Source organism: Flagellimonas hymeniacidonis (assembly GCF_008040165.1).
In the GTDB taxonomy this organism is placed as follows: domain Bacteria; phylum Bacteroidota; class Bacteroidia; order Flavobacteriales; family Flavobacteriaceae; genus Flagellimonas; species Flagellimonas hymeniacidonis.
The window spans coordinates 1,023,294-1,047,804 of record NZ_VRUR01000001.1; the positions used below are offsets into that span (position 1 = coordinate 1,023,294).

The following is a 24,511-nucleotide window of genomic DNA, read 5'->3' on the forward strand; positions in this document are numbered from 1 at the left end:
TCAAAGCTTCTCACTTAGTTCCTTAAAAATCACTTCCCTTACCTCCTCTCTAAGAGTGGATTTATCCTCCTCTGCCAAAATACCAGTTTCAAAAAATTGATGTACCCGTGCCCTAATCCTGCCAGGCGCACCGTTTAAAAATGTAAACGGGAATCGTTTTTTGTTATCGTAAAAAGTTATGGGCACAACTGGAATTTTATGTGCAATAGCCATTTTAAAGGCTCCATCTTTAAATGCATCGAGCGCAATATGCTCTTCTGGCACTCCTCCTTCAGGAAAAATACAAATACTTAACCCTTGATCTAATCTTCGCTGTGCTCTTCTGTATACTCCTGTTCTACTTCTAATATTATCTCTATCCACCATTATACAGACACGCTTGTAAAAAAATCCAAAAACAGGAATTTTTACAAGTTCTTTTTTGCCCACAAACACAAACGGATTCTTACTCACCATGAGCATCAACATTATGTCCAACATACTGGTGTGGTTTGCAATTAACATATAGCTTTTTCCTTTTTCCATATGTTGGTCCCTAACTATTTTTGGAAAGCACCCCATACCATATAATATGGTTTTAGCCCATAAATTTCTGGCTAACCAAAAAAACTGCGGATAGGTTTTTTCAGAGAAAGTCGTAGCCAACAAAAAGGGAAAGAAAATGAATATAGGAAGTGTTACAAGGATGTAAAACCAAATTCTATACAAGACATGTCCTATGTTTTTGAAGATTGCAAACACGACCCAAAAGTAGAATTTTTGAATATCTTTATGTAAACAATCTAAAAATCAATTATATGGGACTACTTTATGCGTTGTTAATTGGAGCTCTTGCAGGGTGGCTTGCTGGTAAAATTATGAAGGGTGGTGGATTTGGAACCCTATTGAATATTATTCTGGGTATTGTGGGAGGTGTTGTGGGCAACTGGCTCTTTGGAACACTAGGAGTTCATATTGGTTCTGGAATTGTCGGTGATGTTATTACTGGAGTTATTGGAGCAGTGGTAATCCTTTTTGTTGCAGGACTGTTTAAAAAATAGGTTTTGGCATTCTTTTCCCAATAGCGGCTTATGCCGCTTTTTTTATCCCATGTGGATTGTTACATTTACGCCTTAAAAATTAGGTATGTCCAGAATTTTAACCGGAATTCAAAGTACAGGAACTCCACATTTGGGAAACATATTGGGGGCAATAATCCCGGCGATTCAAATGGCGCAAAATCCCAAAAACGAGTCTTTTCTTTTTATCGCTGATATGCATTCCCTCACCCAGATAAAGAATGGGGAAGAATTAAGAAACAACACCTATGCCACCGCAGCTACTTGGCTAGCTTTTGGCCTGGATATTGAAAAGACTGTTTTTTACAGACAAAGTGATGTTCCCCAAGTAACGGAATTGGCATGGTATCTTAGTTGTTTTTACCCGTATCAACGCCTAACCTTGGCACATTCTTTTAAGGACAAGGCGGATCGATTGGAAGATGTAAACTCTGGGCTATTTACCTACCCTATGCTCATGGCAGCCGATATTTTATTGTATGATGCACATATTGTTCCGGTAGGCAAAGATCAACTGCAACATTTGGAAATGACAAGGGATGTCGCTTCTAGATTTCATCACCAATTAGGGGAAACTTTTGTAATCCCTGAAGCCAAAGTGCAAAAGGAAACCATGTATGTTCCTGGTACGGATGGCGAAAAAATGAGCAAAAGCAAAGGAAATACCATTAATCTGTTCCAGCCAGATAAAAAATTACGAAAGCAGCTTATGGGCATTGTTACGGATAGCACCCCGATGGAAGACCCAAAAGATCCGGCTAAGGACAATGTCTTTGCCTTATATAAAATACTGGCATCCCCAGAGCAAATAGAAGAAATGAGTGCTAATTACCTAGCAGGAAATTATGGGTATGGTCATGCAAAGCAAGCACTATATGAGGTTATCTTGAACAGGTTTGAAGAGCCCCGCGAAAAATTTGAGTATTACATGAACCACTTAAATGAAGTGGATGAAGCTTTGAACTTTGGAGCAGAAAAAGCCAAAAAGGTGGCTGATGGTGTTTTGGATCGGGTGAGAGGTAAGTTGGGGTATTAAATCGCCTCAAACAGTTTACCAGGTAACGGCCGAACTACACCTTTCATTTCCAAATTAAAAAGTGTGGACGCTGTTTTAAAAATGGGCAGGTTGCACTCTAGGGCGACAGTATCAAGCAACTGTTTTCCGTTCATTTGCAAGTAGGAATAGATAATCCTTTCTGTTTCATCCAATTCTACAAACAACTGTTTTTGAACGGCAGTTTTTTTCTCTTTTTCTTCCAATTCCCACCCCAATAGATAAACCAATTCTGCAGCCGAAGTCAATATATGGGCCTTTTGGCGTTTGATAAGATCATTGCACCCTTTGCTAAACTTATCTGTGGACCTTCCTGGAACGGCGAATACTTCACGATTGTATCCATTTGCAATATCAGCAGTAACCAAACTTCCTCCTTTTTCGGCCGATTCAATTACAATCGTAGCCTCACTCATTCCTGCAATAATTCGGTTTCGTTTTAAAAAATTCTCCCGGTCCGGATTGCTCGTACTCCAAAACTCAGTTAAAAACCCACCATTCTTTTCTATTGGAGAAACATATTTTTTATGTGGTTTTGGATACACTTGATTTAATCCATGTGCCAAACAACCAATGGTTTGTAACCCCTTTTCGTTAGCTGCTTTCTGGATTGTGATATCCACTCCATAAGCAAAACCGCTTACAATAATGGGGTCTAGGGGCAAAATCTCTTCAATAAATGCTTCACAAAATGCATTTCCGTAGCTAGTGATATTCCTAGTGCCTACTACACTAATGATTTTTTTGTTCTTCAAATCAATATTACCGCTTTGAAAAAGCAATATGGGCCCATCTATGCAGTGCTGAAGATACTTTGGGTAATCTTCATCCATAAAGTAAGTGAAAGCCACCTTCTCTTTTAAAAGAAAAACATACTCTGCTTCCGCTTCTTCTAGATGAATTGTGTCATGGAGTCCTTTTAATATTGTTTGCCCAACTCCCTCAATCTTTAATAGGCTTTGCACTTTGTCTTCAAAAACTGCTTTTGGGCTACCACAATGGGAAATCAGTTTTTTAGCCGTTACATCACCAATATTTGGAATTTTCTGCAACCGAAGTGCGGCAAGAATTTCATCCTCAGTCATTTATATAAGTGGTTAAGTTGTTCACAAAATACAGAATTTCAAATGTTAATAAAAAGTGATAGCCTCTATTTCGTTCTCTTCGTTTTTTTGCAATATTTGTGACAATGCAGATTGAGTCCTACATAGAAGAATTATTATACAATTATAATTGTGTTGTTATCCCAGGATTTGGAGCCTTTTTGGCACATGGGAAATCTGCGGAGCTTGATAACCAGACCAATACTTTAATTCCACCTTCCAAGACCGTTTCCTTTAACTCGCAATTATCCAAAAATGATGGTCTGCTAGTATCGCATATTGCAAAAGAAAAGCGTCTTGGTTATGAAGAATTGTTGCAAGAAGTTGAAAATGTAGCGGAAACTTGGAACAAAAAACTACAGCGTGGAGAAAACATTGAGCTTTTTGGTGTTGGTAAGTTGTGGTTGAACAGGGAGCAAAGAATTCAGTTTCAACCTGAAAATAAAATCAATTACCTAACCTCTTCTTTTGGTCTTTCCACTTTTGCTGCAACACCTATTCAGCGCGAAGTATTAAAAGAGGAAGTTGAAGAATTGGAGGAAAAGATTCCATTTATAATCACTCCAGAAAAAAGAGAGCAATCTTCTTTTAGACCGTGGTTAAAATATGCTGCCGTAATTCTTCTAGCTGTTTCCCTGGGTTCTACTTCTTATAGTGCCTATGATGGTATTCAAGAAAAACAAGTTGCTGCACAGCAAGATGCACAAAAACAAGTTTCCCGGCTTATTCAAGAAGCCACTTTCTTTGAAAGTGCTCCATTGGAATTTCCCGCAATTAACATCAAGGTCAATAAAAAGCAACTCGGAAAACATCATATCATTGCCGGTGCTTTCAGAATTGAAAAAAACGCTGAAAAGAAGGTGCGCATGCTCAAAAATAAAGGCTTTAATGCATTTTATTTAGGCGCGAACAAGTTTGGGTTGCATCAAGTGGCGTATGATAGCTTTGAAAACCCCAAAGAAGCCCTTTCCTTTTTAAGAAAGATTAAAAGAACAGAGTCTGCAGATGCTTGGATGTTATCTGAGAAATAATCCTTGTTTCTTTAAAACCATATTCCACACTTCAATATCTTTGCGCAAAAATTAAAAGGCTATGCGCACAAAAACACCGAGTGAATCACGAACTGTAATGACCGATATGGTATTGCCAAGTGAAACTAATCCTTTGAACAATCTTTTTGGAGGGGAACTTTTAGCTCGTATGGATAGGGCTGCCAGTATAGCGGCTAGACGGCACAGCAGAAGAATTACCGTCACTGCGGCCGTAAACCACGTTGCATTTAACCGTTCTGTCCCTTTAGGAAGTGTGGTAACTGTAGAAGCTGCCGTTTCAAGAGCTTTTAAAAGTTCTATGGAAATATTTATTGATGTTTGGATGGAAGACCGTTTTACAGGGGAACGCGCCAAAGCAAATGAGGCTATTTACACCTTTGTTGCGGTTGACGATACTGGAGTCCCCACTGAAGTTCCACAACTAGATCCCCAAACGGATTTGGAAAAGGAACGTTTTGCTGCCGCGCTTCGCAGAAAACAGCTTAGTTTGGTCTTGGCAGGAAAAATGAAGCCTTCAGATGCTACCGAATTGAAAGCCTTATTTACTTCTTAAGACTTAAAAATCAAAATTATCTGGGTCTGGTCCAAATCTTTTGCCTCTATCCAGTCCATCAAGTAATTGAACATCTTCTTTGGAAAGTTCAAAATCAAAAATAGTAGCATTTGAGATAATGCGTTCTTTTTTTGAGGATTTTGGGATGGTAACCACACCTTTTTGAAGGTCCCAGCGTAAAACAATCTGGGCAACAGTCTTGTTGTATTTTTTTGCTACATCTCTTAAAAGTGGAATATCAAAAATGTTCCCTTGCATCATAGGGGACCATGCTTCGTACTGAATTCCTTTTTTATGACAAAAATCGATTAAATCTTGCTGTACCAAATACGGATGAAATTCCATTTGGTTGACCATTGGTGTTATTTCTGCTTCCGTCAATAAATCTTCTAAGTGGTGTTGCATAAAATTGCTCACTCCAATAGCGCGAACCCGTTTTTCGTTATACAAACGTTCCATCGCCCTCCAGGTATCTTTAGATTTACTTCCCTTAGGCCAGTGGATTAAATAGAGGTCTAAATAATCCATCTCCAATCGTTCCAAACTATCATCAAAGGCTTTTAATGTAGCATCATATCCTTGATCATCATTCCAAACCTTGCTTACAACAAAAATATCTTTTCGATCAACACTACTTTGTTTGATCCCTTGGCCTACACCATTTTCATTCTTATAAATTGAAGCTGTATCAATATGTCTGTACCCATGATTTAAAGCATCCTTAACGGCATTTACAACCTCATCTCCGTCTTTTGATAGATAAACCCCTAAACCAAAATAGGGCATTAGAACACCGTTGTTCAACTCAAACGTTCCGTGTAAATCTGTAATTGTTCTCATGTCTTATAATTGATATATCCAATCCTCAGGATTCAATCGATTGGAATCTTGATAAAGATAAAACTTCAATTTTGTAGTACCATCAAACCGACTGGTATAAATATCGCCAAGCACCTCTTTTACAGTAACTTTATCTCCTTTTTTCACGTATACGTTGGACAAATTATAATAGGTGCTTATATAATTTCCATGCTTTATCTGAACTCCTCGACTACCTCCGGGAACGGTTAAAATGGCAATGACTTCTCCTTCAAAAATTGCCCTTGCCTTACTTCCCTCATCGGTTGCTATGGTAACCCCATTGTTCCTATGTTTTATTCCAGGATAAAGTTTATCGTTGTACACACCATATCCTTGACTTTTGATTCCCTTCTCTACAGGCCAAATTAATTTTCCCTTATTGGCGGAAAAATTGTTGGCTACCAATTTGGCTTCAGGGGTAAGTACGAATGTAGTTCTGCCAGATTTCCCTGCTTTTTTGTTAGTGCTTGCAATTGCGCTCTTTATAAGTCGTTCTATTTCTCTATCTATTTTGCGCGCTTCCTTCCGCTTTTTGGCAATAGCTGCAGTGTATTTCGTTTCATTTTGTCGAATGCTCCTTAAGAGGTTTTTTTGCGATTCAATCTCATTAAAAAGCTCATTCTTTACTTTTTTATTTTCAGCCAGCAACTGCTCCTTAGTTTTACGCTGAACTACCAGCCCTTTGTTCAAGGCCGCAAGTTCATCTGTTTTCGTAATGATGTCCTCACCTTGTTTCTTTCTATGCTTTGCATATTGCTCCATGTATTGGAGTCTTTTAAAAGCTTGATAAAAATTCTCTGAGGATAAAAGAAACATTAGACGATTGCTTTGTGTCCTATTCTGATACGATTTTTGAATAAGATTGGCATAATCTTCCCTTAGAATTTTAAGATCTTCTCTAAGCTTACTAATACTTCTAATATTAACATTAATCTGCCTATTAAGTAAATTGGATTGCTGGTTGGTAACTCTAATAAGCTCTTGTCGCACATTTATTCTTTTGTCCAACGCTTCCATCTGATCCAGGACAGTCCCCTTTTCTTTCTTCTCTGCAAAAAGCAATCTGTTGATTTCCTTGATTTCTTGCTGCAATCGTTCTCTTTTGGCCTCTAGTGCTTTTTGTTCACTAGTTTGACCATAGGTTGAAACCGAAATTAAAAAAGTAAAAATCAGACCAACAGTATAATATGAAACTCTATTTATCATATTACTTTAATATAATTTCATCAAACCCTTTTGGAACTTTGTAGGGAAAATTCAAAGACCTATTCAATTCCAAGTTCTTAAAACTTAAATCAATTACAGTCTTATCTTTATCTTCTGCTGCAACAATCTGAATTTCATTTGGAAGTATCTTGCCTGAAATATCTTGATAGGTATATTTTGCTTGTAGTCGCCTATCTTCCTCCGGTTGTGAAACTTCTTGGGAAGATATTTTAAAATTTCGCGGCTCTAATTGAAATAATATTTTAAATAACTCTCTTGCTCTTTTTGGCTTTAATTGATAATCTCCCTGATTGATAGCCGAGGTGTACTTGTCTTTTCTCAAATCAAATACTGCATTACCTAACAGCAGATTTTGCACTTTGTCAAAATCAAGTTCTGTGCCCAAAAGGTCACTTAAATAACTAAAATCTCCATCAAAATATTCTCCTTGCAGTTTGTTATAAAAAGACACCTTTTTTGGTGTAATATGTGCTTTCACCACCCCAAGTGGGGCACTGATCCAGATTACCTTGTTCTTTTCCATTCTCAGGCTCACATTTACCCCTTGATTTTTTTTCCCGTCCGAATAATCAATTTTCACCCTGCCACTCAACGTCTTAAAATCGACCTGGTTGGCATAATGGTTTTCTATAATACGCTTTGTTGAAATTCCTGAATCTGCTTCACCCCCAGTAACAGCCTTAGTACTTTTACATGAGCTTAAAATAATCGTAGCTAAAAGCAAAAGACTATATTGTATTTGAAATTGAAATAACCGCATTACAAGCCTGTTTTTATTTTGTTCAAATATTCATTTGCTTTGGATGTATTGCCAATAGCGGTATATGCTTTTGATAGCTCTGCGTAAATTTTATTTGCCAAAGAAGTATCATCGAATAAGTAATCAATAGCGCTTTCTAAAACTTCCACTGCTTTAGTGGATTTTGAAGTTCTATTGAGTGCCGTTCCATAAGCAAAGTGAAAATAAGGTTGAAGCGGGTAAGAATCCAGAGCCTCTTTTGAAACTACTTCCATGTTCTTATAATCTTCTTTTAGCAGCAATTCTTCTATTTGTGATTGGTATTGCGCAATTGGATTATCCTTATTCTCTACTGTCTTTTTTGTGTTCTTAACTATGGTAGTAGCACTTAATTTTTCATTTATGCGCTGTATGGAATCATTAATTTTTAATGTTAAATCGGTGGCGAATTTTGAATTCCCCAGTCCTTTTAAAACCTTTAATGCATCCTCGTATTTTCTTTTTTTGAAATAGAAAACGGCCAGATTCTCTTGCAATTTATTGTTAGAAAAAGGAATTTGCTGCTGTATTACACTAATGGTGTTTCCTTGTTTTTCCAAAACACGCAATAGGGTTTCCAAATACCAAAAATCCATTGGTTTTGCGTTCAACGCTTCAATAGCGAACTCCTGCGCTTGAATGTACTGTTTGTCTAAAAAATAGGCTTTTGCCAATTCGTAATCAATTACACTATTTGAGGAATTCATTTTTTTGCATTCCAAAAACAAATCTATGGCCCTATCATAGTTTTGAATTCCTTTTTGCTTCAACGCTTCAAAAAAGCTTTCTTGAAACTCATCTGTATATTCTTCCAAAAAAACCTCAGCACTTTGCTCTTCTTCTTGGGCATATGTCCAAAAAGAAAAAAAACAGATCATTAGATATGTACTTACCAGTCTTTTCAATTCATCTTAGCATTTAGGTTCTAATCAAAACAATTTTGAAGGTTATTCCATAACAGAATAATCTCCAATGCTTATGGTCTCAAAATTTCCATCAAAAACCACATGGTTGCCAATCATGGCGTTATCCAAATTAGCATTTTTGATAATGCTTTTACTTTGAATTAAGCTATTTTTAACGGTTGAGTTTTCAATTATAGTTCCCGCTCCAACAGATACATAAGGACCAACTGTAGCATTTTTAAGAACCACATTTTCTCCTATAAAGGAAGGCTCAATAATATTTGCATTCTCTTTTTCAACAGAGCTTGCAATTAATCCCTCGCCATCTTTTTCTAAAAAGCCGAGCATTCGTTGATTTGTTTCTACGGTCACATTTTTGTTTCCGCAATCCATCCACTCATCTACTTTTCCAGGGACAAATTTCATGCCCTTTTCCATCATTCGTTTGATTCCATCATTGATTTGGTATTCCCCGCCATTCAGGATATCATTATCCAAAACGTATTGCAATTCATTTTTAAGAACCCCTATATCTTTAAAGTAATAAATACCGATTACTGCTAGGTCCGAAACAAATTCCTGGGGTTTTTCAACCAACTCTACAATCTCATTTTGCTCATTCAACTTTACCACTCCAAATGCCTCTGGACGCTCAACTTGTTTTACCCAAATAACACTGTCAGCAGATTTATCCAAATCAAAATCAGCACGAATCAAAGTATCTGCATAAGCGACAACCGCAGGACCGCTTAAGGACTCTTTTGCACTCATAATAGCGTGACCAGTTCCCAATGGTTCATCTTGTCTATAGATGGATCCTTTTGCGCCCAGACTCTCTGCCAATTTCATAAGGCTGTCCACAACATCATCTCCAAAAAACGCCGGGTCTCCCAAAATAAAAGCCACTTCTTCTATTTGTTCTCCCAATACTTTGGCAATATCGCTCACCAAACGGTGCACGATAGGCTTTCCCGCAACCGGGATTAATGGTTTTGGAATTGTTAATGTATGTGGTCTTAATCGGGAACCTCTTCCCGCCATGGGTACAATAATTTTCATGTGTCTATAAGTATAACGTAGTTAGTGTTTAGATTTATTGTGTTCCGGTACTTCCAAAACCGCCAGCACCTCGATCCGTTTCAGAAAGAGAATCTACTTCGGTCCATTCTGCTCGTTCATGTTTGGCGATGACCATTTGGGCAATACGCTCACCATTTTCAATGGTAAAATCATCTGCGGAAAGGTTTACCAAAATAACACCCACTTCACCTCTGTAATCTGCATCGACAGTACCAGGTGCATTTAGCACGGTAATGCCTTTTTTGGCGGCAAGCCCGCTTCGCGGTCTTACTTGCGCTTCGTAACCAACAGGCAATTCTATAAAAATTCCTGTAGGCACAATAGCTCTTTCGAGTGACTTTAATGTAATGGGTTCGGTAATATTTGCCCTTAAATCCATACCTGCAGAGGCAAGTGTTTCATAGTGGGGCAATTGATGATTTGAGGTATTAATTATTTTAATTTTCACGCTGTAAAAATATGGTCTTTAACTTGTCTCCTTCCATTTTGTAAACTAGCATCAAAAATAGCAAAAGTAAGACCCCTCCTGCTATTAAATTTCGATTAAACGCATAAAAAGACAAGGCAGAAAATAATATAGAGATGGATAAATAGAATATTATTTTTCGCATATTATAGGGAACGGGATAGTACTTTCTGCCAAAATAATAAGATAATAGCATCATGCTGCCGTATGCTGCCAAGGTTGCCAAAGCCGAAGCCATATATCCTATTTTTTCAATAAAAGCAATGTTTAGAATTAAGGTAATCAATGCTCCAATAGAAGAAATATAGGCTCCAAATTTAGTTTGATCCGTAATCTTGTACCAAACGGATAGATTGTGATATATCCCTAAGCACAGACTTCCCAATAGTATAATGGGCACTACATCCAACGCTTCCCAATAGGTAGCATTTCTGATTAGCAGTTTTCCCAGAACATCTATGAATACCACTACGGCCAGGAGTATAATGCTTCCTAGTATCACAAAATAATTGGTGATTTGAGCATAGGTTTTCTGCGGCTTTTCCGTCTTCGCGTGACTAAAGAAAAAAGGTTCTACGCCCATTCTAAATGCTGTTCCGAATAAGGTCATGAATAGCGCCAATTTGTAACATGCACCATATTTCCCAACTTCGGAAGCAGCAGTTTCTGGTGGTAATAACTCCGTCAACAAAATCTTATCCACAACCTCGTTTATGGTAAATGCAATCCCCGCTACCATAATAGGCCCTGAGTATTTAAGCATTTGCTTCCATAAGGCGGAATCAAATTTATATGAAACTTTAAAGTATGTAGGCAATAGCAATATTAGGGTTACAGCGCTTGCAATAATGTTGGATATGAAAATATATTGAATCTCCCAACCCTCTTTATATATTGAGTTTAAAAACCCTTCATCGGTGTCTTGAACAGCTTTTGGCAGAATTAACAAGAAAAAAACATTGAATCCAAGGTTAATGCCAACATTGACGGTTTTTAGGATTGCATATTTCATGGGCTTTTCCTGAGCCCTTAAAAGCGCAAAGGGAATAATGACCAATGCATCTAAAACCAAAATGTAGGTGGTGAACTTTATATAATCAACATTGATATTGGTGAAGCTTGCCAAGCTTTCCTTTACCACTAGTGCCAACACTAGAAATAATAGCGATGATGCCAATAAGGAAATTAAAGCGGTAGATATAACAGATTTCTTATCGTCTCTTTTATGATAAAAACGGAAAAAAGCGGTTTCCATTCCGTATGCCAAAAAGACGTTGAAAATGGCAATCCAAGCATAAATGTTTATATACTGCCCATAGCCAGAGGCATTTTCAAAAACGGATGTATATAGCGGTAGTAAAAAGAACGAAATGACCCGTGGCAAAACAGTTGCCAAGCCATAAATAAAGGTCTGTTTAAAAAGTCTTTTTAGTGGGTTCAATAGGAATCCGTTCTTTAAGAAAGCTTTTAATAAGGTAGGCGCAAGTTACGCAAAAGCCCTTACTTATTGACTTATAACCTCAATTTGTGTTTTGTCAACTTCAAACTAAAACTGCTCTTGAACTAGATTGAGGTAAATAATTTATATCTTTTGAGTGTAAACAATTCCACCCATGAAAACTTATTTAAAACAAATGGCAGCCATCATACTTCTCTTGGCAGTAGTATCCTGTGTTGAGAAGAAAAAAGCTGACCCCATAGTCCACGAAAAACCCAATATCATCTTTATCATGTCCGATGATCATGCCTATCAGGCGATAAGCACTTATAGTGATCATTTAATTGAAACCCCAAACATTGATCGTATTGGCAAAGAAGGTATTGTGTTTACCAATGCTTGTGTATCCAATTCCATCTGTGCGCCGTCAAGAGCCACTATTTTGACCGGAAAGCACACACATCTTAATGGGAAGGTGGACAATAGAATGCCTTTTGATACTACTCAGGTTACCTTTCCACAAATTTTTCAAGAAGCAGGCTATCAAACCGCAATGTTTGGAAAACTTCACTTTGGTAACAATCCCAAGGGAGTGGATGAGTTTATGATTTTACCAGGTCAAGGAAATTATATCAACCCAGATTTTATTACCAAAAATGGGGACACTACCAGAATTGAAGGCTATGTTACCGATGTGATTACAGACTTGACTTTGGATTGGTTGGACAAAAAAAGGGATACGTTAAAACCTTTTATGTTGATGTACCTGCACAAAGCACCGCATAGGCCTTGGTGGCCACGACCGGATAAGTTTAAAGAATTTTTGAGTAAAACATTTCCTGAACCGGCTTCATTATTTGACGATTATAAAAACAGAGGTACAGCCGCCAAAACTGCCGAAATGAACTTGCTGTACGACATGATGTATAGCCATGATAGCAAAATTCGCCCTGAGACCATTACTAGAATGAAGAATGTGACCCCAGATGTACAAGAGTATCCTGGTGGATGGGAGAATCCCTATGTAAATAGGATAACTGAAGAACAAAAAGCATTGTACGAGCCTATTTTAGATGAAATCAATACAGATTTTGAAGAAAATTGGCCATCCATGACGGACAAAGAAAAAATGCAATGGAAATACCAACGCTATATGCAAGACTATTTGGCTTGTATCTCTTCTGTGGATGATAATGTAGGTCGAGTGCTGGACTACTTGGATGAGAGCGAATTATCGGATAACACTATGGTGGTTTATACATCCGATCAAGGTTTTTATTTGGGTGAACACGGGTGGTTTGATAAACGTTTTATTTATGATGAGTCTTTTAAAACTCCTTTGTTGATTCGCTGGCCTAATAGAATTGAGCCAGGAATAACCAGTGAAGAGATGGTTCAAAACCTCGATTTTGCCCAGACCTTTTTGGAAGCAGCCCAAATTGAAGCCCCAGAAGATATGCAAGGAGAGAGTTTAATGCCGCTGTTAACGTCCAACAACAGTGAATGGACAAGGGATGCCGTGTATTACCATTATTATGAATATCCTGCCGTACATCAAGTAAAAAGACATTATGGAATAGTGACGATTGATTATAAACTGGCTCATTTTTATTATGATGTGGATGAATGGGAGTTATATGATCGTAAAAAAGATCCACAGGAAATGAACAATGTATATGATGACCCTGCCTATGCGGATATCGTAGCGGAACTTAAAATAAAGCTTGGAGAGCTGCGTGTACAGTACAAGGATTCAGATGAATTGAATCAGCAGTACATCGATATTCATCACGCAAATAATATTGATTCTCCTTTAAATAAAAAGGGGTAGTTCAGTTCTTAACTTTCACTCGAACTGACACAAAACAAAAAGCCACTTCTAAAGAAGTGGCTTTTTTGAATTCATTTATATAATAGGCTAGTTGTTCAATGCTTCTGCATTTTAAATTTGGCTTCGCTCAGCTACACCTAATTGCTCAGCGCTTCTGCTCCACCAACAATTTCAAGAATCTCATTGGTGATAGCAGCTTGTCTTGCTTTGTTATAGGTCAATTTTAATTGATCTCTAAGTTCCGTAGCATTATCTGTTGCCTTGTGCATCGCTGTCATACGAGCACCGTGCTCACTGGCAAAAGAATCTCGAATTGCTTTATACAATTGTGTTTTCAATGATTTTGGAATCAATTGTTCCACAATCTCAGGTTTGGATGGCTCAAAAATGTAATCCGAAGCGCCTGACGTATCTCCTTCAACGGGGACCAAAGGCAAGAACTGTTCTGACATCACAATTTGTGTCGCCGCATTTTTGAACTTATTGTAAACCAATTCAATTCTGTCATAATTCCCTTCAGTAAAATGGTCTATTAAACTCTGGGCAATTGCAGCTACATTGTCAAAAGTCAAATCATCAAAAACATGACTGTGATTTGCTATTACAGTACCCCTTTTTCCTAAAAGATCATTTCCTTTTTTCCCAATCGCCATAAAATCTACCTGCTTTCCAGCATAAGTGTCTTCAAGTAGCGAGTTGGATTGTTTCATGATGTTGGAATTGAACGCTCCACACAATCCTCTATTGGATGTAATGGCTACAACCAATACTTTATTGATTGCCCGGTTATCGGTAAACTTACTTCCTGCATCACCATCTAAACTTGCACTAAGATTCTGCAATAACTCCGTAAGCTTATTTGCATAAGGACGCATTGCGGTAATAGCATCTTGGGCCTTTTTCAACTTTGCAGCAGAAACCATTTTCATGGCACTGGTAATCTGCATGGTCGATGATACCGTAGCTATCCTATTTCTTATTTCTTTTAGATTCGCCATTCTTTAATTAGTATTTGGTCTCTAGTATTTAGTCATGAGGTTTCTAATCTAAAAACCCCTTCTAAATACTGAATACTTTGTACTCAATACTCAGTACTAATTTCTATACTTTCCTGAAAGGTCTTTACAAACAGCAGTCAATGTATCCGTTACCTCATCTGTCAATTTTCCAGCTTTTAAGGTATCCAAAACATCTCTATGCTTGGCATTCAAGAATTCTATAAAGTCTCTTTCAAACTCTTTAATTTTGTCAACAGGAACATCTCTCAACAAGTTTTTAGAACCTGCGAAGATAATAGCCACCTGATCTTCCACTGTAAAAGGATCGTTTTGCGCTTGTTTCAAAATCTCAACGTTTCTACGTCCTTTTTCAATTACGTTTAAGGTAGCAGCATCCAAATCTGAACCAAACTTGGCAAAAGCTTCCAATTCACGGAACTGTGCTTGGTCCAGTTTCAAAGTACCTGCCACTTTTTTCATGGATTTAATCTGAGCGTTACCCCCAACACGAGATACAGAAATACCCACGTTAATTGCAGGTCTCACCCCTTGGTTAAATAAATCTTGCTCCAAGAATATCTGTCCGTCAGTAATGGAAATTACGTTGGTTGGGATATATGCTGATACGTCACCCGCCTGTGTTTCAATAATTGGTAAAGCAGTCAAAGAACCTCCTCCTTTTACCATAGGCTTCAAGACATCAGGAAGGTCGTTCATGTCTTTTGCAATAGTGTCATCATTGATCACTTTTGCTGAACGCTCCAATAATCTTGAGTGTAGGTAGAAAACATCACCAGGATATGCTTCACGTCCTGGAGGTCTTCTTAATAGAAGGGAAACTTCACGGTAGGCAACTGCTTGTTTTGATAAATCATCATAAATAATCAAAGCAGGTCTACCAGTATCTCTAAAGTATTCTCCAATAGAAGCACCTGCCATAGGAGCATAAACCTGCATTGGGGCAGGATCTGATGCATTTGCTGCAACTATAGTGGTATATGCCAAAGCACCTTTATCTTCCAACGTCTTTGCAATAGCTGCAACAGTAGAAGCTTTTTGACCTATGGCAACATAGATACAGTATACTGGCTCTCCAGCATCGTAAAATTCTTTTTGATTTAGAATGGTATCGATACAAACTGTTGTTTTTCCAGTTTGACGGTCACCAATAACCAACTCACGTTGGCCTCTACCTACAGGAATCATGGCATCAACGGCTTTAATTCCAGTTTGCAATGGTTCGTTTACTGGCTGACGGTAGATTACACCAGGCGCTTTACGCTCTAATGGCATTTCGTACGTATCTCCAGCAATTGGTCCTTTACCATCAATTGGTGCACCTAAGGTGTTTACCACACGACCAACGATTCCTTCACCAACGTTAATAGATGCAATACGTTGTGTTCTTTTAACTGTAGCTCCTTCCACAACTTCTCTAGACGGGCCTAATAGTACAACACCAACATTATCTTCCTCCAAGTTCAAAACAATACCTTCCATACCGCCATCGAACTCCACAAGCTCACCATATTGAACATTGGAAAGTCCGTAAACACGGGCAATACCATCACCCACTTGCAATACGGTACCTACTTCATCCAAAGAAGCGGTAGCTTCAAAACCTGATAATTGTTTTTTCAAAATTGCTGATACTTCAGCTGCTTTTACTCCTGCCATTTTTATAGACTATTTGTAAATTCTCTTTTTAATCCGTTCAATTTGTTTGCTACGCTTGCATCATATTGTAAATCTCCAACGCGTAAGACAAATCCTCCTATAATGCTTTTGTCAATCTTATTCTCTATGGTGACCTTATTTCCGGTCATTTTGACTACCTCAGCTAAAATTTTCTTTTCCAATTCTCCAGTTAAGGGAACGGCTGTGGTAACATACGCCACATCTTCTCCTTTTAATTGCTCGTGGAGAATAACATATTTTAGAGCAACTTCTTGCAACAATCCTATTCTTTTGTTGTCTGTTAAAGTGCTGATAAGGCCTTTGGTGATTTCTTGGGAACCCCTGAATAGTTCTTGCAAAGAATTCTTTTTTATCTCACCCTTTACAACTGGACTTCCCAAAAGGTTTTGAAGCTCTACATTTTCAGTAATTACAGCTGCTATTTCCCGCATATCCTTTTCCACAGCCTCAGCTGCTTTCTTTTCGATAGCGAAATCCAATGTTGCTTTTGCGTAGCGTATGGCTGCTCTACTCTCGTTCATCTTCTTCTAGTTCAATTTGATATCACCCAACATATCATCAACCAATTTTAGTTGCTTCTTCTTATCGGATAATTCTTCTTTGATCACTTTTTCTGCAATGTCTACTGAAAGGTTGGCGACTTGTGCCTTAATATCAGCGACAGCTGCTTTCTTTTCACTTTCAATAGTTGCTTGGGCTTGCTTTACCAATTTGTCACCTTCTACTTGGGCTTGCTCTTTGGCATCAGCAACAATTTTATCTTTTATTTCGCGAGCTTCTTTAAGCATGGCTTCTCTTTCTGCTCTAGCTTCTTTTAAAAGCTTCTCGCTATCCGCAGTAACATTCTGCATTTCTTTTTTGGCATCCTCTGCTGCAGCTAAGGCATCCTTGATCCCATCTTCACGGTCATTTACCGCTTTTAGGATTGGTTTCCATGCAAACTTCCACATAAGGAACAACAATAGTCCAAACAATAATGTTTGCCAGAAAAACAGTCCTAACGAAAACTCTTCTAATAACTTTGCCATAATTACTTTCTATTTGTATTCATTTTTAAACAAAAGCAAGGGCTGCAACCAACCGTTACAGCCATTTGCCTTAGATGTTTTGATTATACTGCAAATAATGCCGCGAAACCAATACCTTCAATCAACGCTGCTGCAATCAACATCGCTGTTTGGATTTTACCTGTAGCTTCAGGTTGACGAGCAATAGCCTCCATAGCAGAACCACCGATTCTACCAATACCAAGACCAACACCGATAACAACTAAACCTGCACCTACCATTACTGGAATTTCCATATCTATCTAGTTTAAAAATTAAATATTCAATTTTAATCACCACACTTCAACAAGCTCAGCGTGACAATACTTTTATTAATGGGCAACTTCTGCCTCATGTTCATGATCGTGCTCATGTTCTTCGGAAGCAAATCCGAAATACAAGGCACTCAACATGGTGAAAATATATGCTTGTAGCAATGCTACCAATACTTCAATCAATGAAATGGCAAAAGCAAGTCCGAATGATAACGGGCTACCCAACCAACTTTTAAAGATGAACATTAACCCAATCAAACTCATTAATACAATATGACCAGCTTGCATGTTCGCGTACAAACGAATCAATAATGAGAATGGCTTAATGAACAATCCTAAAATTTCAATAGGAATCAATATGACATATAAGGGAATCTTAGCATACCAAGGCATGGTGTCCCCTAAAGGATTAAACTGGTGCATCCAATAATCCTTAGTGCCTGTAAAGTTGGTTATCAAGAACGTCATAATTGCCAAAGAAACTGTAATGGCAATGTTTCCTGTTACATTAATTCCGAGAGGTGTTAGTCCAAACATGTTCAAGAACCATATAAAGAAGAATATGGTCAACAAGAATGGCATGTATTTTTTGTAACGTTTCTCTCCTATATTTGGTCTTGCAATATCGTCTCTGATATAAAGTACTATCGGCTCAAAGAAACGGCCTACACCTGTTGGCACTCCGTTGTTCTTTGTATAAGATCTTGCCAAACTAGTGAACAACCACAACATCAACAATCCCGTAACAATAATCATCACAACATTCTTGGTGATTGAAAAATCCAAAGGTTTTACATTGGTAGCATGATGCTCTTCATCATAATGAATTGTGCCTTCAGCATCTGTTTTATAAATCTTACTGTGGTAGAGTTTGTAATAATTTCCATCTACCTCAGCCAAGGTCTCTCCATGGTGGAATTTGGAAGAGGAAAAAACCTTTAATCCATTATCCCATAAAATCACTGGCAATGGAAACCCAACATAGGTATGCTCTCCATTTTCTTTGGTATATGAAAACAAAGAAAAATCATGTGCATCTTGAAGGTGATGGGAGATGTATTCCTTAATTTCTGTCTTAAGGTCCTTGCCGTGTTCGCCGGACTCTTTTTCCGTATCACTTGCAAAAGTGAACTGACCTAAAAATAGTGCAACTACAAGAAGAAATCTAGTCAAAGTGTTTTTTTGCATTTCGCTCAAAATATCGGTCTCTCAAAATCGGTGCAAATGTAAGTCTTTCTTACAAAAAGAAAAAAGCTTTCAAACTTTTATTTTTGAGGATTTTGGACTCCTATTTATTTGGTGGATTCGTCTAAATTCTTGAGCATTTTTGAAGTGAAAAAAGTCTCCAAAAAAAGACAAACCAAATACGGTACAAAAAAGGATGCAAATTCTAAACCGGACATTTTCCCATCACTTTTATATGTGGGATAAAACAATAAGAAGAAAAAGATGAATTTTAGGAAGCTGCCTCCCATAAATAAAAAGCCCATTTGGCTTTTCAGTTTTTTTCTATATCGATATAATAAGAAGAATATCGCCGCTGCCAAAAGAGCGTTTACCACATAGGAACGAATGATCAGGTGGTCAAAAATGGGCAGGCCTCTGTAGGAAAGAATCCATATGTGCAATCCAAAGGAAAGCAGAAGCAAAAGCGCTAGTAGTAAATAAAATTGAGTTGGCAAGCTTCGTTTTGGCATCAATACTTAATACGTTTCAACTGCTGCAAAACTACCCAAATTGAAATTGCCACTCCCAATAAAGTGGCAATAACAGTGAAAATATTTTTCTCATTTTGATAATGTACATCCAACCACTTTCCGCCTTTGACAGCTAAAAAAATGATGATTCCCATTTCAAATGCAATGCCCGAAAGCATTGCCGCGTTCTTAAAGTTATTTTTCTTAGGAGACTTTTGCTGGCTCATTGGTCTTTGTGGACTGCAATCTTTGTGTAGGTGCCGAAGCTGTTGTGGTAGCTCCTTTGCCCATGGTACATGCAGCATTAAACGTAGCGCCTGGCTCTACGGCCAATTTGGAAACGCTTACAGTTCCTTCAATAATAGCAGATGCTTTTAAGGATAGTAGGTCATTCACCAAAAGTTCGCCATTAAACTTTCCTTCAATATCTGCATTTACACACTCTACTTTTCCGTTAATGTAGCCATCTTTGCCAATAACCACCTTGCCGGATGTTTTTACATTACCTTCCAATTTACCATCAATTCTAAAGTCGGCTTCGGACGTAATGTTTCCTTTAATTTTCGTGTTCTTCTCAATTCTATTGGGTTGTCCTCCAAATTCGTTCATAGGGCGGGGTTTTTTGTTGTCTGAAAACATGGTGTTCTAGGGTTTTGGGGTTGAAATATGTTCTTTGTAAGTTTCTAAATTCTTGTGGACTTGTATAATCTTGTAATTGTCCGATAAAACTACAAAATTCTCATCGTTGATGCGGTAGTCCTTATTCTTTTTTATGAGTTCGGCGTAGCCTAGGGCAAAGTCTTTGGATTTAAAACCGTGCACCACTACAAATTGATCTTCTAAATTGTAAATGTCCTTAGACACGATATTCTTATACTTTAAATCCTTAATGACCTCTTCTAGCCTTTCTTTAAGTTTCAACGCTTTTTCATTGTCCTTTATTTTAAAAGGAAAGACAACTTTCCAATTGCCTGCTCCTGTGGAGCCAATTTCTGGTGAAAATTCTTTAGCCTCCAGCTTTGGTAGTTGATCCGCTACCATCTGCTCGGCCTTTTTTCCTTCGGGGTTGTTGGGGTAAGTTAATGCCACATAGTTAAGCGCTTCTTTAAAGGATTCAAAACCTTGAAGACGACCAATGGCATTTGCTTTCAACATTTCAAACTTGGGGACTATTGGATCCCCTGTAAACCTGTTGATGTATTCTTGCGATTTTGTTATCACCTGAAGGTATTCCTGTGCTCTGTAGAGCTTAAATAGAGATGCATAACGTGTGTCCGGACTGTCCGTATTCCCTTCAAGAATGGCTTGTGGATTTAAAAGGATTTCTGCATATCGGGTGTCTGGATGATTCACAATAATGTCCTGTTTCATATTTAAAGCCAAAGGGCTTCCAGTCTCTTCATAGATTTTAAAGAGATTATATTTTGAAGGCAAAATCAATCTTTCCTCTGGGTTGGAAGTTAAAACACGCTCCAATTTTCCTGCTGCCAAAAAGTTATCCTTGAACTTTTCCTTATAAATAAGTCCCAATTGATAGTTGGCAAAATTTCTTTCAGTTTTTAAACTGTCTATTACCGTAACATCCGTGGGAACTTGTTCCAAGTAAAAGTCAAGTGAATATTTTTGCTCATCCGTAATCTCCTCTGCGGGTAGGCCATTGGCCAAAACATCCTCGCCTGTAGCTTCTGATGGTAATGCTCTGTTTTTGTTGCTCCATCTCCAATCGTCTTCCAATACGCGTTCACCCCATCGGGTTTTAAAGTCATTTTTTCCGTACCCTAAACTGGTAATGTTGTAAAAATAAAACTTGCCCTTATTCTCCTTTCCTCCTTTTGTTTCAGCAAATGCGGCAAAGCCAGCCGTTGTTCTTTTTAACTCTTTCTCGGCAGCCTCTTCATCTTTACGCTTTAGCTCAGCAATGTATTCCTCAAAATATACTTTGCGTTCTGCTTCCGGCATATCATAAACAGTGATAACGCTATCTGCATACTGCACAATGTCCTCGTATTTAATAACATCTTCAAGGTTGTCCAGCTTCTTTTTTATAGTACGATATTTTCTTGTGTTCTCTGTGAGATTGGTCAAGGTGCTGTCGTAATACGCCCCTGCAGTTTTGTATTCATCCTGATCAAAATTGTAATCCGCCAAACTTTGATAGTTGAGTGCGTTCAATTTTCTCTCCCCATTGGTTGCTTTAAGGGATTTGTTATAATATGCTATCGCCAAACTATCCGACTTATTGGTCAGATGAAATTGGGCTATCTCCCTATATATTTTGTCCAAAAAAGGCCTGTTCTCTCGATTCTCCTCCAAATCAGTCAAATATTCCAATAAGGCTTCTCTATTGGCATCTGTAATCTCCGTATTTTGGATTTTCTTTAAATGGGCATTGATCATATATACCCTCGGGGATTTTCTGTTGAGGGCAATCACTTTATCAAAAGCATAATTGGCACTGTCCTTATGTCCCATTTGGTTGTACAATTGCCCTATTATGAACAAGTACCTCCCTTTTTCCGGATTCTTTTTGGTATAACCCTGTGCTATTTTTAATTTTTGAATAGCGGTGTCAGCAGCTTTTAGGTTGATGTAACACTGTGCCAATACTGCATTGGCATCCGCGTATTCTTGATTTTTTAAGGTTTCAAACTTAAAGAGGCGTCTTAGGTTTTTGATGGCCAATTCAGGATTGTCCAATCGCATATTGGTTTTTTCACGCCAGATGGTTGCCTCATTTAGCTTGTCGCTTTCTATATATTTTCTAAGGATATAATTAAAGGATTCCAAGGCAGGAATATAACGTTGATCAAAGTATCGTGCTTTGCCCAACAACAAAAAAGCTTCATCGGTCTGAGGGTTGCGTTCCTCATCCTTGATATCCATACTGTGCTTTTGGATGGCTTTGGTCGCTTTTTCCTCTGCAATGATAAAGTTGGGATTGTTGTCTTCCGAATCCAGTTTAATTTCTTCAGTTACTTCCAAACGTTCTACCGGAAGGACCTCCCAATAATCATCTCTGTAACTGGAGTTCAATTCTTCGCGCCCTTGCTCAAAAGCAATATTACCATTATAAAGTGTATTATACTTGGTATTTAGTGCATGCCAATTACGGTTAATGAACTTATCTTTTTTGGTGGAACAAGCGTTAAAAACCAGTCCCCCTAAAATGGTCGCTATTAAAAGTGTTTTCTGAAGCTTCAAAATTATTGGTAATCGTGTCTAACCTTAACTAAAAAACAGGCAGATTATTATAAGGCTCATCGGTAAAATGCAATAATTTTTATCGGCAATGAAAACATTGTCCAAAAGAATGTGCTACCAAGCGGTAGGTCTTTCAAAATTCACCCTGCTCCGGTTGTATTTGGTCTTGTATGCCACAGGCGATAATCCTGCGTATTTTTTAAACACGGTTCTAAATGCTTTTTGGTCTGCATAACCCACTTGGTACATCACCTCATTAACATTTTGTTCCGTGGATTCCAAACTGCGTTTGGCAGCTTCTATCTTTACCCTCTGAATATATTCCAAAGGGGTGTTTTGGGTAGCTTTTTTAAATCTTCTAACAAAGTTACGACTGCTAATGGCATACTTTTGCGCCAATTGCTCCACAGATATTTTATCTTTTACATTGCTCTCGATATATTTTTGCGCTTCTTGAATGGCAATATCATCATGATCTTTTTGCCCTTGAAAAATGGCAAACTGATTTTGATCCACTCGATCCATATCAATTTCAAAAAACTTTGAAATATAAATAGCAACTCCTCGTCCACAATATTTCTCCACCAAATGTAGCATCAGGTTCAAAAAGGAAAACGCCCCGCCACTAGAATAGATTCCACTTTCATCCGTCACAATTTTATTGGAAACTAAATTCACTTGCGGAAACATTTTTTGAAACATTTCCATGGCTGCCCAATGTGTTGCACATTGCTTACCATCTACCAATCCCGTTTGTGCCAAAACAAAAGCTCCCATGCACATACTGGCCACCTCAGCATTGTGCTTATTTCTTTGATTCAAAATCCACGGCACAAAAGCTTGGTTATCCGCTAAATCTTCGGTGAGCTTATCTGGTCTTAGGGCTGGTATTAAGATCAAGTCTGTCTTTTCAATATCATGAATAGTGCTATCACAATGAATACTGAACATTCCATTATATAAGGAGTAATCATGGTCAAGGCCCACTAAATGGATTTCAAAAAAATCATCTTTTCTTGCTCCTGTCTGTTTTAAAAACTGATTTACCGCCAATAGTACTTTAAATGGTCCAACAACATTGCTCAATATGGCATTCCCCTTAGGCACCAAAATACTTACGTGTTTCATTGTCAATGATTTTAGTGCTATAAATGTAGTGGATATCCTTGGCACAATCAACCCTTAAAAGTGTCTTATTTGCCCTTACTTTCACTTAAAAGCCTTTTGTAGCTTTGGAATATGGAGTTTGAAAAGTTCAAGGAAATCCGGGAATTACTTTGTTTAAAACATCCTGAGGTAACCGAAGGAAAAATGATGAGTTCTCCTGCAATTCATTATAATAACAAAGTTTTTGCTTTTTTCTCCAGAAAATATAGAATGGTTTTTAAGTTGGGAAAGGACCATTCGTTGGAAGAATATGATTTTGAGCTTTCAGAATTCAGCCCCTTTAAAACCAAAAAACCATTAGTGGGTTGGTATGAGGTTGACTTTGAATACCGAGATAAATGGGAAACGCTTACGCTAAAAGCTTTGGAGTCGATAAAATTGAATTGAATATGGGTGAAAAAGGAGACATAGGAACAAAGGAGGCGCAGCTTTTTGCCGAATTGCTTGTTGAAAAATTAAGCTTAATCAAAGGGATTTCATCCAAAAAGATGTTTGGCGGTCATGGTATATTCCATGAAGGAAAGATGTTCGGCATTATTGACCCAAAAGGGCAGGCTTATTTTAAAGTGAATACTGCTTTGCAAAGTGATTATGAGAAAAATGATAGTCACAGACATGGTAAAATGCCTTATTTCTCTATCCCAAAACACGTTTTGGATAATGACAAAATACTATCGGAATGGGCCAAAAAATCAATCGAAATTTCTAAAGCCTAATCTATGAAGCATGTTTTTGTGCCATATAAGGTAAAACCAGATGCCGTTGAAACAGTAAAAGTTATTATTGGCAAATTCATTTCAGAAATTAAAAAGAATGAGCCGGGAACATTGTTTTATAGATCTTTTCAGGAAGAAGATAATCCTACTTCTTTTGTTCATATTATGGCTTTTTCAAATGAAGAAGCAGAAAATCTTCATAAGCAAAGTGGCTATTGTCGGGGATTTACCGATGTATTATACCCTTTGTGCACGGTAATGCCCAAGCCTGTTAGTTATTTGGAAATTAATTAAATCGGACAAATTC

28 protein-coding genes are annotated in these 24,511 nt (G+C 37.8%); 8 read left to right on the forward strand and 20 right to left on the reverse strand.

The genetic code is table 11. The features are described 5' to 3' along the window. Positions 1-741: a lysophospholipid acyltransferase family protein gene (locus FVB32_RS04580; protein WP_147741618.1), complete on the reverse strand. Its 741-nt coding sequence runs from the start codon at positions 739-741 to the stop codon at positions 1-3. 56 nt (positions 742-797) lie between these two features. Here FVB32_RS04580 and FVB32_RS04585 point away from each other — a divergent pair, with 56 nt between their 5' ends. Beyond that, positions 798-1,040, forward strand: coding sequence for a GlsB/YeaQ/YmgE family stress response membrane protein (locus FVB32_RS04585; RefSeq protein WP_147741620.1), 243 nt, complete (start codon positions 798-800; stop codon positions 1,038-1,040). Between the two features lie 85 nt (positions 1,041-1,125). After that, positions 1,126-2,094, forward strand: a complete 969-nt coding sequence (trpS, locus tag FVB32_RS04590) for a tryptophan--tRNA ligase (protein WP_147741622.1) — start codon at positions 1,126-1,128, stop codon at positions 2,092-2,094. Here trpS and dprA read toward each other — a convergent pair. Beyond that, positions 2,091-3,197, reverse strand: a complete 1,107-nt coding sequence (dprA, locus tag FVB32_RS04595) for a DNA-processing protein DprA (protein ID WP_147741623.1) — start codon at positions 3,195-3,197, stop codon at positions 2,091-2,093. The two genes, trpS and dprA, sit on opposite strands and share 4 nt — an antisense overlap. 104 nt (positions 3,198-3,301) lie before the next feature. Between dprA and FVB32_RS04600 the strand changes: the two genes are divergently transcribed. Both FVB32_RS04600 and FVB32_RS04605 read left to right on the forward strand, forming a co-directional pair. Continuing rightward, complete coding sequence (locus FVB32_RS04600; RefSeq protein ID WP_147741625.1) at positions 3,302-4,246, forward strand: HU domain-containing protein; 945 nt, start codon at positions 3,302-3,304, stop codon at positions 4,244-4,246. Positions 4,247-4,307: 61 nt separating this feature from the next. Next, entirely contained in the window at positions 4,308-4,820 is a 513-nt protein-coding gene (locus tag FVB32_RS04605; protein ID WP_147741627.1) for an acyl-CoA thioesterase, read from the forward strand. 3 nt (positions 4,821-4,823) lie between these two features. Here the strand turns inward: FVB32_RS04605 and FVB32_RS04610 are convergent, their stop codons facing one another. The 7 genes from FVB32_RS04610 to FVB32_RS04640 all read right to left on the reverse strand — a co-directional run bounded on the left by FVB32_RS04610 (position 4,824) and on the right by FVB32_RS04640 (position 11,578). Beyond that, on the reverse strand, positions 4,824-5,660 hold the full coding sequence (locus tag FVB32_RS04610; RefSeq protein WP_147741629.1) for an aldo/keto reductase: 837 nt from the start codon (positions 5,658-5,660) through the stop codon (positions 4,824-4,826). Between the two features lie 3 nt (positions 5,661-5,663). Beyond that, on the reverse strand, positions 5,664-6,887 hold the full coding sequence (locus tag FVB32_RS04615; RefSeq protein WP_147741631.1) for a murein hydrolase activator EnvC family protein: 1,224 nt from the start codon (positions 6,885-6,887) through the stop codon (positions 5,664-5,666). A 1-nt stretch (position 6,888) separates the two neighbouring features. Further along, the gene (locus FVB32_RS04620) at positions 6,889-7,668 is read right to left on the reverse strand and encodes a DUF4292 domain-containing protein (RefSeq protein WP_147741633.1); all 780 of its coding nucleotides are present in this window, start codon (positions 7,666-7,668) and stop codon (positions 6,889-6,891) included. Further along, positions 7,668-8,564 (reverse strand): tetratricopeptide repeat protein, encoded by an 897-nt coding sequence (locus FVB32_RS04625; protein WP_187269497.1) that lies wholly within the window; start codon positions 8,562-8,564, stop codon positions 7,668-7,670. Before FVB32_RS04625 ends, FVB32_RS04620 begins: the two co-directional genes overlap by 1 nt. A gap of 69 nt (positions 8,565-8,633) precedes the next feature. Continuing rightward, the gene (locus FVB32_RS04630) at positions 8,634-9,650 is read right to left on the reverse strand and encodes a sugar phosphate nucleotidyltransferase (protein WP_147741637.1); all 1,017 of its coding nucleotides are present in this window, start codon (positions 9,648-9,650) and stop codon (positions 8,634-8,636) included. Positions 9,651-9,684: 34 nt separating this feature from the next. Further along, positions 9,685-10,119: a dUTP diphosphatase gene (dut, locus tag FVB32_RS04635; protein ID WP_147741639.1), complete on the reverse strand. Its 435-nt coding sequence runs from the start codon at positions 10,117-10,119 to the stop codon at positions 9,685-9,687. Next, a complete protein-coding gene (locus tag FVB32_RS04640) occupies positions 10,109-11,578 on the reverse strand; it encodes a lipopolysaccharide biosynthesis protein (RefSeq protein WP_147741641.1) in 1,470 nt (489 codons plus the stop codon). The genes dut and FVB32_RS04640 overlap by 11 nt, the downstream gene beginning before the upstream one ends. A 172-nt stretch (positions 11,579-11,750) precedes the next feature. Between FVB32_RS04640 and FVB32_RS04645 the strand changes: the two genes are divergently transcribed. Continuing rightward, a complete protein-coding gene (locus tag FVB32_RS04645; RefSeq protein ID WP_222707946.1) occupies positions 11,751-13,406 on the forward strand; it encodes a sulfatase family protein in 1,656 nt (551 codons plus the stop codon). Between the two features lie 137 nt (positions 13,407-13,543). On the opposite strand, the gene atpG is transcribed toward FVB32_RS04645, so the two are convergent. The 11 genes from atpG to FVB32_RS04700 form a co-directional block, all read right to left on the reverse strand. After that, positions 13,544-14,404 (reverse strand): ATP synthase F1 subunit gamma, encoded by an 861-nt coding sequence (gene atpG / locus FVB32_RS04650; RefSeq protein WP_147741643.1) that lies wholly within the window; start codon positions 14,402-14,404, stop codon positions 13,544-13,546. 96 nt (positions 14,405-14,500) lie between these two features. Next, positions 14,501-16,081 (reverse strand): F0F1 ATP synthase subunit alpha, encoded by a 1,581-nt coding sequence (gene atpA, locus FVB32_RS04655; RefSeq protein ID WP_147741645.1) that lies wholly within the window; start codon positions 16,079-16,081, stop codon positions 14,501-14,503. Between the two features lie 2 nt (positions 16,082-16,083). Continuing rightward, on the reverse strand, positions 16,084-16,623 hold the full coding sequence (atpH, locus tag FVB32_RS04660) for an ATP synthase F1 subunit delta (RefSeq protein ID WP_147741647.1): 540 nt from the start codon (positions 16,621-16,623) through the stop codon (positions 16,084-16,086). 6 nt (positions 16,624-16,629) lie between these two features. After that, positions 16,630-17,130 (reverse strand): F0F1 ATP synthase subunit B, encoded by a 501-nt coding sequence (locus FVB32_RS04665; protein WP_055395638.1) that lies wholly within the window; start codon positions 17,128-17,130, stop codon positions 16,630-16,632. Between the two features lie 83 nt (positions 17,131-17,213). Continuing rightward, complete coding sequence (gene atpE, locus FVB32_RS04670; protein WP_055395639.1) at positions 17,214-17,405, reverse strand: ATP synthase F0 subunit C; 192 nt, start codon at positions 17,403-17,405, stop codon at positions 17,214-17,216. 75 nt (positions 17,406-17,480) lie between these two features. Next, positions 17,481-18,611: a F0F1 ATP synthase subunit A gene (atpB, locus tag FVB32_RS04675; protein ID WP_147741649.1), complete on the reverse strand. Its 1,131-nt coding sequence runs from the start codon at positions 18,609-18,611 to the stop codon at positions 17,481-17,483. A 104-nt stretch (positions 18,612-18,715) separates the two neighbouring features. Next, complete coding sequence (locus FVB32_RS04680; RefSeq protein ID WP_246139827.1) at positions 18,716-19,105, reverse strand: DUF6168 family protein; 390 nt, start codon at positions 19,103-19,105, stop codon at positions 18,716-18,718. Between the two features lie 14 nt (positions 19,106-19,119). After that, on the reverse strand, positions 19,120-19,347 hold the full coding sequence (locus tag FVB32_RS04685) for an AtpZ/AtpI family protein (RefSeq protein WP_147741653.1): 228 nt from the start codon (positions 19,345-19,347) through the stop codon (positions 19,120-19,122). Next, positions 19,325-19,759 carry a bactofilin family protein gene (locus FVB32_RS04690; RefSeq protein WP_147741656.1) on the reverse strand — a complete coding sequence of 145 codons (435 nt, stop codon included), beginning with the start codon at positions 19,757-19,759 and terminating at the stop codon, positions 19,325-19,327. Before FVB32_RS04690 ends, FVB32_RS04685 begins: the two co-directional genes overlap by 23 nt. Before the next feature lie 6 nt (positions 19,760-19,765). Next, complete coding sequence (gene porW / locus FVB32_RS04695; RefSeq protein ID WP_147741658.1) at positions 19,766-22,321, reverse strand: type IX secretion system periplasmic lipoprotein PorW/SprE; 2,556 nt, start codon at positions 22,319-22,321, stop codon at positions 19,766-19,768. Between the two features lie 114 nt (positions 22,322-22,435). Continuing rightward, positions 22,436-23,449, reverse strand: coding sequence for a GlxA family transcriptional regulator (locus FVB32_RS04700; RefSeq protein WP_147741660.1), 1,014 nt, complete (start codon positions 23,447-23,449; stop codon positions 22,436-22,438). Positions 23,450-23,560: 111 nt separating this feature from the next. On the opposite strand from FVB32_RS04700, the gene FVB32_RS04705 reads away from it, so the two are divergent. Genes FVB32_RS04705 through FVB32_RS04715 form a run of 3 tightly spaced genes read left to right on the forward strand, consistent with a single transcriptional unit; the run spans position 23,561 to position 24,498 of the window. After that, the gene (locus tag FVB32_RS04705) at positions 23,561-23,875 is read left to right on the forward strand and encodes a hypothetical protein (RefSeq protein WP_147741662.1); all 315 of its coding nucleotides are present in this window, start codon (positions 23,561-23,563) and stop codon (positions 23,873-23,875) included. Beyond that, a complete protein-coding gene (locus FVB32_RS04710; RefSeq protein WP_147741664.1) occupies positions 23,827-24,204 on the forward strand; it encodes a TfoX/Sxy family protein in 378 nt (125 codons plus the stop codon). The genes FVB32_RS04705 and FVB32_RS04710 overlap by 49 nt, the downstream gene beginning before the upstream one ends. A 3-nt stretch (positions 24,205-24,207) precedes the next feature. Beyond that, the gene (locus tag FVB32_RS04715) at positions 24,208-24,498 is read left to right on the forward strand and encodes a putative quinol monooxygenase (protein ID WP_147741666.1); all 291 of its coding nucleotides are present in this window, start codon (positions 24,208-24,210) and stop codon (positions 24,496-24,498) included. Positions 24,499-24,511: the final 13 nt, after the last annotated feature.